This is a genomic window from Catellatospora sp. IY07-71 (assembly GCF_018326265.1).
In the GTDB taxonomy this organism is placed as follows: domain Bacteria; phylum Actinomycetota; class Actinomycetes; order Mycobacteriales; family Micromonosporaceae; genus Catellatospora.
This window is the reverse complement of the sequence record NZ_AP023360.1, coordinates 7518216-7535903: the sequence shown is the minus strand read 5'-3', so window position 1 is coordinate 7535903 and position 17688 is coordinate 7518216. Positions and strand designations below refer to the sequence as shown.

The 17688-nt window shown below is 72.7% G+C and carries 15 protein-coding genes; 11 read left to right on the top strand and 4 right to left on the bottom strand.

Features of this window, described 5'->3' with window-relative positions; translation table 11 throughout:
- Positions 1-165 precede the first annotated feature (165 nt).
- The 3 genes from CS0771_RS33700 (at position 166) to CS0771_RS33690 (ending at position 3868) form a co-directional block, all read left to right on the top strand.
- Positions 166-2091 carry a hypothetical protein gene (locus CS0771_RS33700; RefSeq protein ID WP_212844765.1) on the top strand — a complete coding sequence of 642 codons (1926 nt, stop codon included), beginning with the start codon at positions 166-168 and terminating at the stop codon, positions 2089-2091.
- 120 nt (positions 2092-2211) lie between these two features.
- The gene (pafA, locus tag CS0771_RS33695) at positions 2212-3570 is read left to right on the top strand and encodes a Pup--protein ligase (RefSeq protein ID WP_203754922.1); all 1359 of its coding nucleotides are present in this window, start codon (positions 2212-2214) and stop codon (positions 3568-3570) included.
- A gap of 88 nt (positions 3571-3658) precedes the next feature.
- Positions 3659-3868 carry a hypothetical protein gene (locus CS0771_RS33690; protein ID WP_212844764.1) on the top strand — a complete coding sequence of 70 codons (210 nt, stop codon included), beginning with the start codon at positions 3659-3661 and terminating at the stop codon, positions 3866-3868.
- A 67-nt stretch (positions 3869-3935) separates the two neighbouring features.
- On the opposite strand, the gene CS0771_RS33685 is transcribed toward CS0771_RS33690, so the two are convergent.
- Positions 3936-5024, bottom strand: coding sequence for a DUF3866 family protein (locus CS0771_RS33685; RefSeq protein WP_212844763.1), 1089 nt, complete (start codon positions 5022-5024; stop codon positions 3936-3938).
- Positions 5025-5316: 292 nt separating this feature from the next.
- Between CS0771_RS33685 and CS0771_RS33680 the strand changes: the two genes are divergently transcribed.
- The 6 genes from CS0771_RS33680 (at position 5317) to CS0771_RS33655 (ending at position 9942) form a co-directional block, all read left to right on the top strand.
- The gene (locus CS0771_RS33680) at positions 5317-6324 is read left to right on the top strand and encodes a YafY family protein (RefSeq protein ID WP_212844762.1); all 1008 of its coding nucleotides are present in this window, start codon (positions 5317-5319) and stop codon (positions 6322-6324) included.
- A gap of 61 nt (positions 6325-6385) precedes the next feature.
- Entirely contained in the window at positions 6386-7336 is a 951-nt protein-coding gene (locus CS0771_RS33675) for a YafY family protein (RefSeq protein WP_212844761.1), read from the top strand.
- Positions 7337-7352: 16 nt separating this feature from the next.
- Complete coding sequence (locus tag CS0771_RS33670) at positions 7353-7619, top strand: hypothetical protein (protein ID WP_212844760.1); 267 nt, start codon at positions 7353-7355, stop codon at positions 7617-7619.
- Positions 7620-7788: 169 nt separating this feature from the next.
- Complete coding sequence (gene tatA, locus CS0771_RS33665) at positions 7789-8049, top strand: Sec-independent protein translocase subunit TatA (RefSeq protein ID WP_212844759.1); 261 nt, start codon at positions 7789-7791, stop codon at positions 8047-8049.
- 85 nt (positions 8050-8134) lie between these two features.
- Positions 8135-9004 carry a twin-arginine translocase subunit TatC gene (gene tatC / locus CS0771_RS33660; RefSeq protein WP_371821599.1) on the top strand — a complete coding sequence of 290 codons (870 nt, stop codon included), beginning with the start codon at positions 8135-8137 and terminating at the stop codon, positions 9002-9004.
- A gap of 38 nt (positions 9005-9042) precedes the next feature.
- On the top strand, positions 9043-9942 hold the full coding sequence (locus tag CS0771_RS33655; RefSeq protein ID WP_212844757.1) for a YegS/Rv2252/BmrU family lipid kinase: 900 nt from the start codon (positions 9043-9045) through the stop codon (positions 9940-9942).
- A 97-nt stretch (positions 9943-10039) separates the two neighbouring features.
- Here the strand turns inward: CS0771_RS33655 and CS0771_RS33650 are convergent, their stop codons facing one another.
- The 3 genes from CS0771_RS33650 to CS0771_RS33640 form a co-directional block, all read right to left on the bottom strand.
- Positions 10040-11266: a cytochrome P450 gene (locus CS0771_RS33650; protein WP_212844756.1), complete on the bottom strand. Its 1227-nt coding sequence runs from the start codon at positions 11264-11266 to the stop codon at positions 10040-10042.
- Positions 11267-11278: 12 nt separating this feature from the next.
- Positions 11279-12889 carry an FAD-dependent oxidoreductase gene (locus CS0771_RS33645; RefSeq protein ID WP_212844755.1) on the bottom strand — a complete coding sequence of 537 codons (1611 nt, stop codon included), beginning with the start codon at positions 12887-12889 and terminating at the stop codon, positions 11279-11281.
- A gap of 161 nt (positions 12890-13050) precedes the next feature.
- Positions 13051-13803, bottom strand: coding sequence for an HAD family hydrolase (locus CS0771_RS33640; protein ID WP_212844754.1), 753 nt, complete (start codon positions 13801-13803; stop codon positions 13051-13053).
- Positions 13804-13857: 54 nt separating this feature from the next.
- Here CS0771_RS33640 and CS0771_RS33635 point away from each other — a divergent pair, with 54 nt between their 5' ends.
- Both CS0771_RS33635 and CS0771_RS33630 read left to right on the top strand, forming a co-directional pair.
- Positions 13858-16635, top strand: a complete 2778-nt coding sequence (locus CS0771_RS33635; protein WP_212844753.1) for an RNA helicase — start codon at positions 13858-13860, stop codon at positions 16633-16635.
- A gap of 85 nt (positions 16636-16720) precedes the next feature.
- Positions 16721-17572 carry an MHYT domain-containing protein gene (locus CS0771_RS33630; RefSeq protein WP_212844752.1) on the top strand — a complete coding sequence of 284 codons (852 nt, stop codon included), beginning with the start codon at positions 16721-16723 and terminating at the stop codon, positions 17570-17572.
- The last annotated feature ends 116 nt before the right edge of the window (positions 17573-17688 follow it).

Here is a 17688-nt window from a genome sequence, read left to right as displayed (position 1 = left end):
GCCGGCACGGGCGTCAGCGTTTTTCGCCCGGTTCCGCCGGTGATCAACGGTTTCCGGTCAACCGGCGTTCAGGTCGTGTTCAGTCTGCGATCATGAGGCTGATCGAGTCTGGCAGGCGCTCTGTCCGCGTCGTGGCGGACTTCGTCAGACCTTGAGGAAACGCGCATGCCTTCGTCCCTCGCCGCTCGTGTCCGCAGCCGATCGGAGCTGCTCCGGCTGGCACTGTTCGTGGGGGCGGCCTGGGTGCTCCCGGTGCTGACCCATCTGGCCGGTGTCGACTGGCTGCTGCCGATCGTGATCTTCGTCGGGACGGCGGCGCTGTGCTTCGATGCGCGCGAGCTGCTGGACCGGATCGTGCTCGCGATCGTGCTGCTGGCGGGGCTGACCGCGGGTGCGATGACGGTGTTCTCGCTGTGGCCGTGGGGCCTGCATCCGGTGCCGATCGCGGGCACCGCGCTGACCGCACTGGCGGTGTTCTGGTTCGTGACCGGGCGGCGGCCGTCGCTGCCCCGGCCTCGCTGGACGGACGCGCTGGCGCTGCTGGGCGCGCTGGGCGCGACGGTGGCGGCGGCGCTGCCGTATTTCCGCGCCGACGGGGACGTGCAGCTGCTGAGCGCGATGATGCAGGGCGAGGACAGCAGCCGGCATTTCGCGCTGTTCGACGGCATCGGGCAGGTGCAGGGGCTGGTGCTGGCCGACAAGGGCGACGCGGCGGCGTTCGTGCCGCGGATGCTGTTCACCTATCCGCAGGGCTGGCACTCGACGGCCGCGATCCTGGACCAGTTCCTGCGCTCGGCGGACGGCCCGGCCGCGTCGGGCCTGGTCGCGCTGCGCTCGTACGTGCTGTTCGCCGTGCTGACCTTCGGCCTGCTCGCGCTGGCGCTGATCTGGGCGGCGTGGCGGGTGCCGGGGCGGCTGCTGAACGGGCCGCGCCGGCTGGTGGTCGCCGCGGCGGTGGTGGCGCTGGTGATCGGGTCCGAGTTCCCGCGCATCATCCGCAACGGCTACCCGGCCGAGTGCCTGGGCCTGGTGTTCCTCGCCGTGCTGGTGGCGCTGGCGGCGCGGCCGCTGGCGCACTACCGGCAGCAGGCGCTGATGGTGGCGGCGACGCTGATCGGCGTCGGGTTCGGGTACTTCTTCCTGCTGCCGCTGGCGGGCCTGATCGCGCTGGTCTGGCTGGTGCGGTCGCGGCGGCTGGTGCGCAGGCACAAGGTCGCGACCGCGGTCGTCGGGCTCGGTGCGGTCGTGCTGGCGCCGTTCCAGCTGGTGTACGGCCTCAGCTACGAGAACATGACCGACCGGCTGGTGATCGGCGGCGCGCCGCCGCAGCCGCTGGACGGGTACGTCTGGCTGGTGGCACTGGTCGGGGCGGGGGTGCTCAGCGCGGCGGCGTGGCGCTCGCGGGTGTGGCGCGGCTACCTGTTCAGCGTCGCGGCGGCGGTGGTGTTCGCGGTGGGCATCGCGGCGCAGAACATCGCCGCGGGCAGCGATTTCATGAACTACTACTTCGGCAAGACGGTGCACGCGCTGCTGGTGGTCTTCACGGTCGGCATCGGCGCGCTGGTGCTGCTGCTGCCCGCGCCGTGGCGGGTGCGGGTGCCGGCCCGCCGCCAGTGGGTGCCCGCCGCGCTGCTGTCGCTGGCGCTGTTCGGGGTGCTCGGGGTGTTCTTCGGCGGGGGCGTGCTGGCGCAGCCGCTGGCCGCGCAGGGCCGCAGCATCACCTGGGCGGCGCTGTTCCGGCAGGGGGCGCCGGTGTCGCCGCGCGCGGTGCAGGTGGTCGCGGCCGCGCAGGAGTATCCGCCGCTGCCCGGGGTCACCTCCGTCGCCATCGGAGCCACCGGGTTCGACAGCTACTGGATGAACCCGTTCCTGATGGGCCTGCAGCGCACCGCGGGCTCGGGCCAGTTCGCCACCTACGGGCTGCCGCACAAGGAGCCGCTGCGGGCGGAGGCGCTGCTCAAGCGCTTCCCGGGGCAGGTGCGTTTCATCGCGACCGACCCGGCGGGCGCCCGGGTGGTCCGCGATCTGCTGACACGCCGTCCTGAGCTGGCCGGACGCGTCACGCTGGTGACCCTGCCGGGCGTGGAATGAGCCGCCGCCGCGGGCGCGACCTGCGCCCGCGGCCCCGGCGGGCACTCCGTCACGAGACGACTCCACGACGTCACGTGGCGCGAGAGTGACCTTGAGCGTTCGGGCGGCTAATGTCTGTGTATGGACCGACGAATCTTCGGACTCGAGACCGAGTACGGCGTCACCTGCACCTATCGGGGCCAGCGACGGCTGTCCCCGGACGAGGTGGCGCGCTACCTCTTCCGTCGGGTCGTCTCATGGGGACGGTCCAGCAACGTCTTCCTGCGTAACGGCGCCCGGCTCTACCTGGACGTCGGTTCCCACCCGGAGTACGCCACGCCCGAGTGCGACTCCGTGGTCGACCTGGTGGCCCATGACCGGGCGGGCGAGCGGATCCTGGAGGGCCTGCTCGTGGACGCCGAGAAGCGCCTGCACGACGAGGGCATCGCGGGCGAGATCTACCTGTTCAAGAACAACACCGACTCGGCCGGCAACTCGTACGGCTGCCACGAGAACTACCTGGTGTCCCGGCACGGCGAGTTCGGCCGCCTGGCCGACGTGCTGATCCCGTTCCTGGTCACCCGGCAGCTGATCTGCGGGGCGGGCAAGGTGCTGCAGACCCCGCGCGGGGCGGTGTACTGCCTCTCCCAGCGGGCCGAGCACATCTGGGAGGGCGTCTCCTCGGCGACCACCCGGTCCCGGCCGATCATCAACACCCGGGACGAGCCGCACGCCGACGCCGAGCGCTACCGGCGCCTGCACGTGATCGTCGGCGACTCGAACATGAACGAGGTGACCACGCTGCTGAAGGTGGGCAGCGCGGACCTGGTGCTCCGGATGATCGAGACGGGCGTGGCCATGCCCGACCTGGCGCTGGAGAACCCGATCCGGGCCATCCGCGAGGTGTCGCACGACATCACCGGGCGGCGCAAGGTGCGGCTGGCCAGCGGCAAGGAGGCCAGCGCGCTGGAGATCCAGCGGATCTACCACGAGAAGGCGACCGAGTTCGTGGCGCGCCGGTCGGGCGACCCGGCGGCGCAGCGGGTGGTGGAGCTGTGGGGCCGGGTGCTCAACGCGGTGGACAGCGGTGACCTGGCCAGCGTGGGGCGCGAGATCGACTGGGTGACCAAGCTGCGGCTGATCGAGGCGTACCAGCGCAAGCACGACCTGCCGCTGTCCAGCCCGCGGGTGGCGCAGATGGACCTGGCGTATCACGACCTGCGCCGCGGTCGGGGCCTCTACCCGCTGCTGGAGAAGCGGGGCAAGGTCGACCGGGTGGTCACCGACCTGCGTACCTTCGAGGCGAAGGAGACGCCGCCGCAGACCACCCGGGCGCGGCTGCGTGGCGAGTTCATCCGGCACGCCCAGGAGAAGCGCCGTGACTTCACGGTCGACTGGGTGCACCTGAAGCTGAACGACCAGGCGCAGCGCACCGTGCTGTGCAAGGACCCGTTCCGGGCCCACGACGAGCGCGTGGAGCGCCTGATCGCCAGCATGTGACCCGCTACATGATCGACGCCGTCCGGTACGCCGGGCGGCGTCGATCATGTGTGCGGGCCGGTGGGGCGGCGGCTATCCTTGCCGCACTATGAGCGAGCACCACGACCCGCAGGTCGCCGAGCCGGCCGAGCGCAACGCCGACGACGTGCGGACCAACTGGGTCCAGCGGCGCCGGGACCGGATCTACAACGAGATCCAGGCCAACCGACGCGGTGAGTACCGCGTGCCGACCTGGGTGCTGGCCACCGTGCTGGGCCTGATCGTGGCCGGCTGGCTCGGCCTCATCCTCTTCACCTGAGCCCGGCTCGGGGCAGCAGGCGCCGCCGCGCCGTCCTGGCAGCCACGGCGGCGGGATCGTTCCGGGGTCAGGTGGCGGTCGCCAGTGCGGCTGCGTGACGGCCGGCGGCAGCGCAGGCCAGGAAGTAGGCGTGGTCGCCGTCGAGGTCGCGGCCCATCGTCGACAGTTTCACCGGGACGGCGCGCAGGGCCGCGTCCAGCCCGGCGGTCTCGACGGTGACGATGCGGTGACGAGCCGCCAAGGGCTCCAGCGCGGCCTCCACCTGCGCGGCCAGCTCGGCGGGCAGTCCCGCAGGCACGACCAGCTCCGCGGCGGCCAGGGCGACCTTGCCGTACGCGGTGAGGCTGTGGTGCGACACCCCACGGTGCCGGGGGCGCGGGTCGGCGTCGGAGATGCGCAGCGCGCCGACGGGCCGCCCGCCCAGCACCGCGGCCGCGTTGACCGCCTCGCCCGCGGCCACGCCGGAGAAGCCCCACACGGTGCCCGTGCCGAGGTTGCCGGGCCCCTGGCTGACGATGGTGATGTCGGCACCCAGCGCGTGGCGCGCGGCGAGCAGGCCGCCGTGCACGTTGACCGCCTCCAGGTCGCCGCCCCAGGCCTGCCCGGCGGTGACGGTGCCCGCGAGCCGGTCGCGCAGCGCGTCGAGGGTACGGGAGAACCCGGCGGCCAGCGCCCCGCCGTCGGTGAGCACGTACGCGACCCGGGCGGCCGGGGCGTCGGCGTGGATGCCGGCCAGGATCGCCGGCAGCGCCGAGTGCAGGTCGGCCACGACGACGGGCATGCCGCCCACGTCCTGCGCGGCGGCGAGCGCGTCGCGGTGCGGGGAGCCCTCCTCGTCGGCCGCGAGCCGGATCGTCTGCAGCGGGCTGTAGCGGGCTTTGACGATGTGCCCGCGCACCGGCGCGTCCTCGGGCAGCCGCCGGGGCAGGGCCACGACCAGGGCGTAGCCGCCCGTGCCCAGCCCGAGCGCGAGCGCGTTGGTGTTGAGCAGCACCTCGTCGCCGACCTCGGGCAGGCCGACCAGGTCGGGGTAGGCCAGGGCGCGTACCGTCGCCGGGTCGTCCGGGGTGCGCGCGTCCAGTGTCACGGTCAGCTCCTGCGCTCCGTGCCAACCGCGGCCGAGCCGCTCCACCGTGCCTGTCCGCCACCGAATCACGCCCCGAACCCTACCGACCACCCCACCCGCGACCCCCGCCCCGCCCACCCGCCGCGCCGCGCGCCCGGCCCGCGGGCAAGATCGTCCGACTTGCCTGGCAGGTGCGCGTATCTTGGCCGCTCATACCCCCATCTGCCAGGCAAGTCGGCGGATCTTCGAGGGGGTGGCCGGGCACGGAGGGTGGTGGGGGAGGAGCGGGGGGTGATGCGGTGGCGGACAGGGGGTGCGCGGCAGGGGGAAGTAGGGCTTGCCGGTTAACGGTGGAAGCCTTGGCGCTGCTAGCGTGGCGGGCGTGTCGCGCAGCCGAACCGAACGCCTGGTCAACCTAGTGATCTGCCTGCTGTCCACTCGACGCTTCCTGACGGCGGCGCAGATCGCCGCGACCGTGCCCGGATACGAGCACAACGCCGACGACGCCCGCGAGCACGAGGCGTTCCAGCGCAAGTTCGAGCGGGACAAGGCCGAGCTGCGGGCGCTCGGCGTGCCGCTGGAGACGGGCACCGCCAGCGTCTTCGATACCGAGCCCGGCTACCGCATCGCCCGGCGCGACTACGCGCTGCCGGCGATCCCGCTCGCGCCCGACGAGGCCGCCGCGGTGGGTGTCGCGGCGCGGCTGTGGCGCCACGCGGGCCTGGCCGCGGCCGCGACCTCGGGCCTGGCCAAGCTGCGCGCGGGCGGCGTGGACGTCGATCCGCATGCGACGCTGGGCGTGGAGCCGGTGGTCGCGGTGGACGCCGCGTTCGAGCCGCTGACCGCCGCCGCGCGGGCCCGCCGCGAGGTGACCTTCCCCTACCGGGTGCCCGAGGACGACGCGCCGACGACCCGGCACCTGCAGCCGTGGGGCGTGGTGTGCTGGCGTGGCCGGTGGTACGTGGTCGGCCACGACACCACCCGGGACGCGCCGCGCTGCTTCCGGCTGTCGCGCATCGTCGGCCCGGTGCGCCAGACCGGCCCGGACGGGGCGTTCGAGCCGCCCGCCGACCTGGACCTGATCAGTTACGTGGCCCGCTGGTCGGGCCCCGTGGAGCGCAACCGGACGACTCGCGTGCTGGCCCGTCCGGGCCGCGCGGCGGGGGTGCGCCGCTGGGCGGTCACCAGCACCGCCACCCCCGAGGGCGATGTGCTGGAGCTGCGCTACGCCGACGCGGACAGCTTCGCCGCCTGGCTGGTGGGCTACGGCGCGGACGTGACCGTGCTGGAGCCGGCCGAGGTACGCGAGGCGACCGTGGCCCGGCTGCGCGAGATCGCGGGCGTGGGCGTCGCGGGCGGCCCCGCCGAGCTGGCCGAGGTGGGCTCGTGAGCGGGCGTGCCGGTGGGCTGGGGCAGGCTCCGGCCGTCGACGGGCGAAGCGAGGAGATGGCGTGAGCAACGCTGCGAAGACGTCGGCGGACCGGCTGGCCCGGCTGCTGAACCTGGTGCCGTACCTGCTGGCCCGGCCGGGCATCGAGATCGTGGAGGCGGCGGCGGACCTGGGCGTGTCCGAGCGGCAGCTGCGCGAGGACCTGGAGCTGCTCTGGGTGTGCGGGCTGCCGGGCTACGGCCCCGGTGACCTGATCGACATGTCCTTCGACGGCGACCGGGTGACCATCACCTACGACGCGGGCATCGACCGGCCGCTGCGGCTGACCCCGGACGAGGCGACCGCGCTGGTCGTGGCGCTGCGCATGCTGGCCGAGACGCCGGGCGTGGCCGACCGGGACGCGATCCACCGTGCGCTGGAGAAGATCGAGGCGGCCGCCGGGGAGATCGACGCGCCGGTGGCGGTACGCCTGCCCGGCAACGACGACCGGCTGTCGGACCTGCGTGCCGCGCTGGAGCGGGGCCGCGCGCTGCGGCTGAGCTACTACTCGGCGGCGCGGGACGTGTCCAGCGAGCGCGTGGTGGATCCGATGCGGCTGCTGTCGGTGTCCGGGCGGTCGTACCTGGAGGCCTGGTGCCGTTCGGCCGGGGCGGTGCGCATGTTCCGGGTGGACCGGATCGACGCGCTGACCGAGCTGGACGAGGCGGCCGCGCCGCCGGCCGAGGCGCAGACCGGCGACGTGTCGGAGGGCGTGTTCCAGCCGGACCCGGCGGCGCCGACGATCACGCTTCGGGTGGGCCGGGGCAGCCGCTGGATCACCGAGTACTACCCGTGCTCGTCGGTGGTCGAGGTGTCGCCGGAGGAGTGGCTCGTCTCGCTGCGGGTCAACGACATGGACTGGGCGCGGCGGCTGGTGCTGGGCCTGGGCCCGCAGGTCGTGGTCGTGGCCCCGGCGGAGCTGGCCGACGCGGTGCGCGACAGCGTGGCGCAGGCGCTGGCCGCGTACGCCTAGGCGTTAGGCTGCTGCCGTGGTGCTGTGGATCGTGCTCGCCGTCGTGCTGCTGAGCCTGGTGTTCCTGGGGCTGGTGGTGCGGGTGCTGCTGTGGCGGCTCGCCGGGCTGCGGGAGGCCCAGGTGGAGCTGCAGGCGGTCGCGGCGCGCGCGCAGGAGCTGGCGCAGACGGCGCAGGGCCTGCAGGCGCACGCGGGCTCCATGCAGGCGCGTGCGGAGCTGCTGCAGGAGCGGCTGGCCCAGGTCAAGGCGCACGCGGGGTCGATCAAGCCCAAGCGGGGCTGATCCGCAGGTCACACCGGTTGCTGCAGAAACATGCAGCGCCTGCCGTCCCGCGTTGACGCTGGTTCTCGTGATGGTCGACACTTCACCTGCGGGCGAGCCCCGCCGGGCCGCGTACCATTAGTCCGGAACTACCTGGTTCAAACCCCTCACCTTTCTGACTGGAGCAACCATGGGCGCCCTGAAGCCGTGGCACCTGATCATCGTGGTCGTGGTGCTGGTGATCCTCTTCGGCTCGAAGAAGCTGCCGGACGCGGCCCGTTCGCTCGGTCGCTCGATGCGCATCTTCAAGGCCGAGACCAAGGCGCTGTCCGAGGACGGCAAGGACGCGACCGCCGACAAGGCCGACGCGCAGGTGACCTCGCAGCAGCCGCTCGACGGCCAGGCCTCCGCCAAGCCGGTCGTGGACCCGGTCCAGCGCCAGCAGCACTGACCCCCCGACCCCCGGGCTGGCAGACGTGAAAAACCCCCTGGCACGTCGCGAGCCGTCCCAGCGCGAGCGCGCTGCGGACGGCTCGATGACTCTCATCGAGCACATCAAGGAGCTGCGGGACCGCCTGTTCAAGGCGAGTCTGGGCGTGATCCTGGGCCTCATCGTCGGCTTCATCGTCGCGCAGGACGTGTTCGACCTGCTCAAGGTGCCGTACTGCAACCTGCCGCGCGATCCGGGCATGGACTGCGCGTTCATCCAGCTCGGCCCCGCCGACGCGTTCATCCTCAAGCTGAAGCTCGCCCTGTGGGTCGGCCTGATCGTCGGCGCGCCGGTGTGGCTCTACCAGCTGTGGGCGTTCGTGGCCCCGGGCCTGCACCGGCATGAGCGCAAGTGGGCGTACATCTTCGCCGCGATCGCCGGCCCGCTGTTCGCGGCGGGCGCGATCCTCGCCTACGTGGTGGTGGAGAAGGGCCTGGCGTTCCTGCTCGAAGCCGGTGTCACCGGCGTGGAGCAGCAGCTGGAGGTGACGCAGTACATCTCCTTCGTCACCGGCATGATCCTGCTGTTCGGCATCTCGTTCGAGTTCCCGCTGCTGCTGCTCATGCTGAACTTCACCGGCGTGCTCACCGGGCGCCGGATGCTGGGCTGGTGGCGCATCGCGGTGTTCCTGTCGTTCGTCTTCGCCGCGGTGACCACACCCGACCCGGGTCCGTTCGGCATGACGCTGTTCGCCGGGGTGCTGACCCTGCTGTACTTCATCGCGGTGGGCGTGTCGATGCTCAACGACCGGCGCAAGGGCCGTGGGAAGTCGGCGTACGAGGGCCTTAGTGATGACGAGACGTCTTCACTCGACGACTACGACACCGATAGCATCACGCCCGGTGAGCGTATCGAAGTGGCCGCGCCGGTTGCCGGTGCCGACCCGATCGAGCGCCGCTACGACGACATGACCTGACCCGGCGCGGGCGACCCGCCGCGACCTAGGAGCGGCGGATGAGCGGCGACGAGATCGTGGTACTGCGCAACCCCGGTGCCGGCCGAGGCCAGCACCGGGGTTCGCTGCCTGGAGTCCTGGAGCGGCTCGGCGCGGCGGGCCGCCCGGTGCGCGTGCTGGACGCCGACTCCGCGGCCGGTGCCGAGGCCGCGTGCCGGGAAGCCGTCGCCGAGGGCGCCGCCGCGCTGGTGGCGATGGGCGGCGACGGCACGGTGCACGCGGTGCAGCAGGCCGTCGCGGGCACGGGCGTGCCGCTGGGCGTGATCCCGGCCGGGACCGGCAACGACTTCGCGACCAGTGCCGGGGTGCCCGCCGACCTGTACGCCGCCGCCGACGCGATCACCGCGGCGCTGCGCGAGAAGCGCGGCCGGCGGCTCGACCTCGCCCGGATCACCACCCTCGACGGCGGCGTGCGCTGGTACGGCGCGGTGCTGGCGGCCGGGTTCGACGCGATCGTCAACGAGCGCGGCAACCGTATGCGCTGGCCGCGCGGCCCCTTCCGCTACGACATCGCGATCCTGCTGGAGCTGGCCCGGCTGCGCCCGCGCCGCTACACGGTGACCGTGGACGGGCAGACCAGCACCATGGACGCGGTGCTGCTGGCGGTGGGCAACACGGCGGCGTACGGCGGCGGCATGCGCATCTGCCCCGACGCCGACCCGGCCGACGGGCTGCTGGACATGGTGTGGGCCGAGCCGATCTCGCGCACCACGCTGATCCGTATCAAGCCGCGCGTCTACCGCGGCACGCACGTCACCCATCCCAAGGTGCACACGCTGCGGGCCCGGGAGATCACCCTGGCCGCCGAGGGCATCGTCGGCTACGCCGACGGGGAGCGGATGGGGCCGCTGCCGGTCACCATCAGAGCCGTGCCGGAGGCCGTCACCCTGCTCGCCTGACCGGGCACAGCGCGGACCTCACCGTACGCCATGCTGGTCAAGCGGGCTGAACGCGTGATGAACGCGGCCGGTGCCCGGGACGGACACCGGCTGAACGTCAGGCGGGCAGCACCCCGTCGTAGGCGACCTCCAGGTGGACCGGGCCGCGCAGCACCGGGCTCGGCCGGTACGGCGGCGGGTCGGCCACCAGCCGCGGGTTCTGCAGCCGCTTGGCCAGCGCGGTGAGCGCGAGCTGCGCCTCCAGCCGGGCCAGCGGCGCGCCGAAGCAGTAGTGCACGCCGTTGCCGAAGGCCAGGTGCACGTTGCCGGTCCGGTCCGGGTCGAACCGGTCGGCGTGCGGGATGCAGTCGGTGTCGCGGTTGCCCGACGCCAGCACCAGCGTGATCGGGTGTCCCTTGCGGATCGTGGCACCGCCGATCTCGATGTCGGCGACCGCGGTGCGGTTGGGCAGGAAGTGCACCGAACCCTCGTACCGCAGCAGCTCCTCGACCATGCGGACGCTGAAGTCGGGCTCGGTGCGCAGCCGCTCCAGCACCTCCGGGTGGCGCTGCAGGGTCAGCCAGCCGTTGGCGATCAGGTTCACCGTGGTCTCGTGCCCCGCGACCAGCAGCAGGATCAGCGCCGAGAACAGGTCGCCGCCCTCCAGCCGCCCGTCCGGGCCGTCGTCGGTGACGAAGCCGGACAGCATGTCCTCGCCCGGGTTCGCGCGCTTGCTCTGGGCGAGCTGGAACATGTACATGCCGAGCTGCTGGATCGCGTCGGTGCGCATCTTCGTCAGCTCCGGCGACGACTTGCCGGTGGAGTCCACCAGCGGGCCGACCCACTGGCTGAAGCGCGGCTCGTCCTCCTCCGGCACGCCGAGCAGCTCGCAGATCACCGCCACCGGGAACGGGTACGCCACGTCGTCGACGAGGTCGCACTGCTGCCGTCCGGCCAGATCGCCGACGAGCCGGTCGACGATCGCCGCCAGCTTCGGGGTCAGCTTGTCGATGCGGTCCGGCCGGTGCGGCGGGCCGAACTGCCGCATCGCGATCCGGCGCAGCGTGTCGTGCCGCGGCGGGTCGGTCCGGATGAAGCTGGGCGGCAGGTTGCCCGTCTGCGCCAGCGGCCCGGCCTTCTCGGCGAACTCCGGCAGCAGGTTCGCCGCGTCGGAGCTGATCCGCGGGTCGTGCAGCAGCGCGTAGATCTCCCGGTAGGTGCCGACCACGTAGGTGCCGTCGGCCTCCTGCCACACCGGCTGGCTGCGCAGCTTCTCGTAGAGCGGCCACGGGTTGGCCCGGTTGCCGTAGTCGAGGATCTCCTGGAACAGGCTGGGCTCGGTCATCGTGATGTCTCCTCAGCGGCGCCGGGACGAGCCGACCAGGGTGGCGCGGCGCTCGCTGGGGTCGTGGCCGGTGACCACGACGGTCGCGTCGTGGGCCGGGAACACCCGCTCCGGGAACTCGGCCGGGACCGGCGTGCGGTCCGGGGGCGGGTTCGTCATGTCGTACGGCAGCGGGAACGGCGCCGCCTGCTCGATCAGCTGCTGGTAGAAGTCCAGCCACTTGCCCTGGTTCCAGCTCACCGCGCCCACCACACGGCCCTTGTAGCCGTACGCCGCGACGAACTGGCGGCTCTCCACCGTGCCCTGCGTGATCGCGATCTGGTCGGCGATCGGCGGCACGCCCACCGACTTGATGTTGTGCCCGAACTGCAGCGACCAGAACGCGGGCATCTCCAGGTGGGGCCAGCGCTCGCTCTCGCTGCTGATCATGTTGTGCGCGGCGACCTCGGCCTGGGTGACCGCGTTGCCCCAGTGCTCCATGGCCAGGAACTGGTAGCCGAACATCGGCTGCGGCTGCCGGGCCACGTCGCCGGCCACGAACACGTCGTCGGTGACCAGACCCGCCGCGGTGAACGCGCGGCAGCCCGCGTCGCAGGCCAGGCCCCATACGCCCACGGCCAGGCCGGCGCTCTCCAGCCACTCCACGTTGCGGATGCCGCCCAGCGCGACGACGGCCACGTCCACCTCGATGGTGGTGCCGTCGGACAGCACCGCGCGGCGCAGCTTCCCGTCCTCGCCCTGCAGCGAGTTGACCTTCGTGTGGGTACGCAGGTCGACGCCGTGCTCGCGCATGATGCCCGCCGAGATGCGGCCGATCACCCCGCCCAGCGCGCCGACCAGCGGGGCCGTCCCGGCCTCGGCCACGGTCACCGGGATGCCCAGCTCGCAGCAGACCGACGCCATCTCCGAGCCGGTGAACCCGGAGCCGATCACCAGCACCCGCTTCGGCCCGGCCATCAGGCGCTCGCGCAGCCCGGCCGCGTCGCCCCTGGTGCGGATGGTGAACACGCCGTCCAGCGCGGCCTCCTCCGGCACGGGCCACGGGCGGGCCCGGACGCCGGTCGCCACGAGCAGCCGGTCGAACTCCACGTCCTGCCCGTCGGCCAGGGTGACCCGCTTGCGGTCCAGGTCCAGCGCGGTCGCGGCGACGCCGAGCCGCCAGTCGGCGTCGATGTCGCGATGCCGGGGCAGCGCGGTGTCGGCCGAGTGCACCCAGCCGGTCTGCACCTGCTTCGACAGCGGCGGCCGGTCGTACGGCCCCTCGGCCTCGTCGCCGATCATCGTGATCGAGCCGGTGAAGCCCTCGGCGCGCAGCTGCTCGGCGGCCTTGAGCCCGGCCAGCGAGGCGCCGACGATGACGACGCGGCCCTCGCGGCGCAGCCGGTCGCCCTTGGCCGCGACGACGGTCTGCTCGGGCGGGGGCGTGGGCAGGTCGGCCAGGTCCACCTGGATCGCCTGCACCGGGCAGGCGGCGGCCGCCCGCAGCACCTTGAGCCGCTGGTCGGCCGAGGGCGCCGGATCGAACATGAGGGCCTCGTCGCCGACCATCCGGAACGCGTCGGGCGCCAGGAACGCGCACTGCGCATATCCCTGACACTTGGTCAGGTCCACCACCACACGCATGGCCCCATTGTTCGCGCCCCACGCCGCCGACCAGGCCGAATCCCCCAACTCGGGGGGTGGGTTCCCGGGTTGAGGGCGAAGATCACGGTTTCGTGTCACAAAGTGCGGCGTAACCGCAGTTCTTGACACGAACTCGCGATCATCACCCCGCCCGCGAGGCGTCAGTGGCGCGGGACGGCCAGCGCGACGCTGCGGTGCAGCCCGTTCGGGCGGCCGGGGCCCGCCGCCGGGATGACCAGCGCGGAGCAGCCCGCGGTGACCGCCCCGGCGTCGGCGGGCGTGTCGCCGATCATGAGCACGCGCTCCGGGTCGACCGCGAGCATGCCGCAGGCCCGCAGGAAGATCTTCTGGTCCGGCTTGATGCAGCCCACCTCGTACGACAGCACGATCGCGTCGAACAGCGCGGTCAGCCCCCAGGCGTCCAGCAGCGGGCGGAGGTCGAAGCCGATGTTGCTGACCACCCCGGTGCGCACCCCGGCGGCCCGCAGCGTGGTCAGCGCGCCCATGGCGTCCGGGTACGGCGTCCAGGTCGCCGGGCGCAGCACCCGCTCGTAGAGGGCCTCGGGCAGGCCGGGCACGTCGTTGGGCACGGTCGCGGCCAGCCCGGTGAAGGCCTGGCGGTGGGCGTGCTCGTAGAGGTCCCGGTCGGCCCACGCCTCGGCCAGGTGCGGCGGCACCCGCACCGGACGCGCCACGCCCGGCAGCGCGCCCGCCGTGGCCAGGCGGTCGGCCAGCACCGTGGCCTTGCCCCGGTCCAGCGTCACGCCGCAGTCGGCGGCCGCGGCGCTCACCCACGCCACCGGGTCGATCGTGGTGGCCAGGGTGCCGTGGAAGTCGAACAGCACGGCATCGAGGGCTCTGGGCGCGTCGATCCGTCCCGGGTGGGAGCTGGGCTGGGACTGCGACTCGGGCACGTCAGCAGGATACCGACCTGCACTCGGTGGGGGTTGTCGCCTAGCCTTGCGATTATGACGAGCCCCGCCGAGCGGCACCCGGAAACCGGGAAGGCCGCCCGACCAGCCCGACCAGCGACCCCTCCGGAAGGCCGTAAGACCCCCGTGCCCACCCCGTTGGTCGGCGAGTTCGCCGCCGGGCTCAGGTTCGCCCTCGACCCGTTCCAGATCACCGCCTGCGCCGCGCTGGAGCGGGGCAGCGGCGTGCTGGTCTGCGCGCCCACCGGCGCCGGCAAGACCGTCGTCGGCGAGTTCGCCGTGCACCTGGCCCTGCAGCAGGGCCGCAAGTGCTTCTACACGACGCCGATCAAGGCCCTGTCCAACCAGAAGTACCACGACCTGGTGCAGCGCCACGGCGCGGCCAAGGTCGGCCTGCTGACCGGCGACAACTCCATCAACGGCGACGCGCCGGTGGTCGTGATGACCACCGAGGTGCTGCGCAACATGCTGTACGTGGGTTCGTCGGCGCTGCAGAACCTGTCCTACGTGGTCATGGACGAGGTGCATTACCTGGCGGACCGGTTCCGCGGCGCGGTGTGGGAGGAGGTCATCATCCACCTGCCCGCCTCGGTCACGCTGGTGTCGCTGTCGGCGACCGTGTCCAATGCCGAGGAGTTCGCCGACTGGCTGGTCACCGTACGCGGCCGGACCGAGGTCGTGGTGAGCGAGCACCGGCCGGTGCCCCTGTGGCAGCACATGCTCGTCGGCAAGCGCATGTTCGACCTGTTCCACGACTCCGAGGCGGCGCGCGCCCACGAGGTGCACCCGGAGCTGCTGCGCTACACGCGCGAGCTGGGGCGGCGGCTGGAGCTGGGCGAGATCCGGCGCGGCCGCGGGCCGCGCAACCGGCGCGGCCCGGCGGTGAACCGGCCCGACATCGTCGACCGGCTCGACGGAGAGGGCCTGCTCCCGGCGATCATGTTCGTGTTCAGCCGGGCCGGCTGCGACGCGGCCGTGCAGCAGTGCCTGCAGTCCGGGCTGCGGCTGACCTCGCCCGAGGAGCGGGTCGAGATCCGCGAGGTGGTGGAGCGGCGCATCGCCAACATCCCCAACGAGGACCTGGCCGCGCTGGGCTACTGGGACTGGCTGGACGGGCTGGAGCGGGGCCTGGCCGCGCACCACGCGGGCATGCTGCCGGCCTTCAAGGAGGTCGTCGAGGAGCTGTTCGTGCGCGGCCTGGTCAAGGCGGTGTTCGCGACCGAGACGCTGGCGCTGGGCATCAACATGCCGGCCCGCTGCGTGGTGCTGGAGCGGCTGGTCAAGTACAACGGCGAGGCCCACGTGGACCTGACGCCGGGGGAGTACACGCAGCTCACCGGCCGGGCCGGGCGGCGCGGCATCGACGTCGAGGGCCACGCGGTGGTGGTCTGGACGCCGGACGTGGACCCGCGCCACGTGGCCGGTCTCGCCTCCACCCGGACCTATCCGCTGCGGTCGAGCTTCCGGCCGTCGTACAACATGGCGGTGAACCTGGTCGGCTCGGTGGGCGCCGGGCGGGCCCGGGACCTGCTGGAGTCGTCGTTCGCGCAGTTCCAGGCCGACCGCTCGGTCGTCGGCCTGGCCCGCCAGGTGCAGAAGAACAACGAGGTGCTGGCCGTCTACGACACCGAGCTGGCCTGCGAGCACGGCGACTTCGCGGAGTACTTCGCGCTGCGGGTGCGTATCGCCGAGCGGGAGAAGCAGCTGTCGCGCAACAGCCAGCAGGAGCGGCGCGCGCAGGCGGTCGAGTCGCTGGAGCAGCTGAAGATCGGTGATGTGATCCGCATCCCGTCGGGCAAGCACGCGGGCCTGGCCATCGTGCTCGATCCGGGGGTGGGCGGCTTCGGCGAGCCGCGCCCGGTGGTGCTGACCGAGGACCGCTGGGCCGGCCGGATCTCGGCGGGCGAGTTCGCGGGCGCGGTCGACGTGCTGGGCCGGGTGCGGGTGCCGCGGCACTTCAACCACCGGGCCCCGGCCGAGCGCCGGGACCTGGCCTCGACCCTGCGCAACCTGGACCTCGCGCGGGGCGGGGGCCAGCGGCGGCGGCGCGGCAACGGCAGCCACGAGGACAAGGAGCTGCTGGCGCTGCGCAAGGCGATGCGAGCGCACCCGTGCCACGCCTGCCCGGAGCGGGAGGACCACGCCCGCTGGGCCGAACGGCGGCAGCGGCTGTTCCGCGACACCGAGGGCCTGCGCGACAAGGTGAGCAACCGCACCGGCTCGCTGGCGCGCACCTTCGACCGCATCTGCGAGCTGCTCACCGAGCGCGGCTACCTGGGCGCCGACGGCGAGGTCACGGCGCCGGGCCGGATGCTGGCCCGGATCTGGACCGAGGCGGACCTGCTGGTGGCGGAGTGCCTGCGCACCGGCGTGTGGGAGGGGCTGCAGCCGCACGAGCTGGCCGCGGCCGTCTCCGTGGTGCTGTACGAGGCCCGCCGCGACGCCGACGAGCAGGCCTCCGTGCCGCGCGGGGTGGTGGCGGCGGCCGTCGACGCCACCGTGCGCGCCTTCTACCAGCTGTCGGTGGACGAGCGGCGGCTCGGCCTGGCGCAGACCCGGGAGCCCGATCTGGGCTTCGTGTGGCCGATGTACCGCTGGGCCAAGGGCGAGCCGCTGGCGAAGGTCCTCGCGAGCGGGCACAGCCTGGAGGGCGACATGCCGGCGGGCGACTTTGTCCGATGGGCGAGACAGGTCATCGATCTTCTCGGACAGATTGCGGACGCCACCGGTGCGCCATCTGAGCTGCGTGAGACCGCGCGGGAGGCGATGAACGCGGTCAATAGAGGCGTACTTGCGTATACTGCGGTCGTCTGACCGAGTTGCTTGCCGAAACGACTTTCCGGAATCATGCAAGAAAGTGAGCGCTACTTAGCTTGCATGAGCTGAAAGGGTCGGGCGGATGGCCGACGTTCATCACTTCACCCACGGTCTGATCACCCCGGGCGTCGCGTACGCGCTGTCCATCCTGGGTTCGACCCTGGGGTTGATCTGCACCGCCCGGATGCGCACCGCCACCACCGGCAAGCAGCGCTTCTGGTGGCTGGTGCTCGCGGCGTGGGCGCTGGGCGGCACGGCGATCTGGGCCATGCACTTCATGGCCATGCTGGGCTTCTCGGTGATGGGCACCCAGATCCGCTACGACATCCCGCGCACCGCGCTGAGCGCGGTGGTCGCGATCGTGGTGGTCGGTATCGGCCTGTTCATCGTCGGCTTCGGGCGGCCCAACATCGGCCGGATCGTGGTCGGCGGCATCTTCACCGGCGTCGGCGTGGCCGGCATGCACTATCTGGGCATGTTCGCGATGCGCCTGGACGGTGTGGTGTCCTACGACACGGGCCTGGTCGCCGCCTCGGTGATCATCGCCGTGGTGGCCGCGAGCGTCGCGCTCTGGTTCACCGTCGTGCTGACCCGGCCGCTGGCGATCGCCGGCGCGGCGCTGGTGATGGGTGTGGCCGTGTGCGGCATGCACTACACCGGCATGGCCGCCATGTCGGTCCGGCTGACCGAGCCGACGCTGTCCGTCGGCGGCGCCTCGGCGGTGAACCTGCTGGTGCCGATCGGCGTGCTGGTGCTGCTCGTCATCGGCGGTCTGGTCTTCGCCATCGGCGCGGCGCCGACCGCGGAGGACCTGGCCGCCCGCGAGTACCTGGACAAGGTGCAGGCGGCCCGCGAGCAGGCCGCGATCGGCGCGCAGCGGGCCACGGTGCGCCGCCCGACCGCGTTCACCCCGCGCGGCGGCAACAACAACTGAGCCGCCCCTCTCTCGATCGAAGCTCCCGCCCCGCGGTTCCCGCCGCGGCGTGGGAGCTTCGACCATTGCGGGGGTACGCGCGCCGCGAGGCGGTGTCCGGCCCGTGTGGCAGGCTG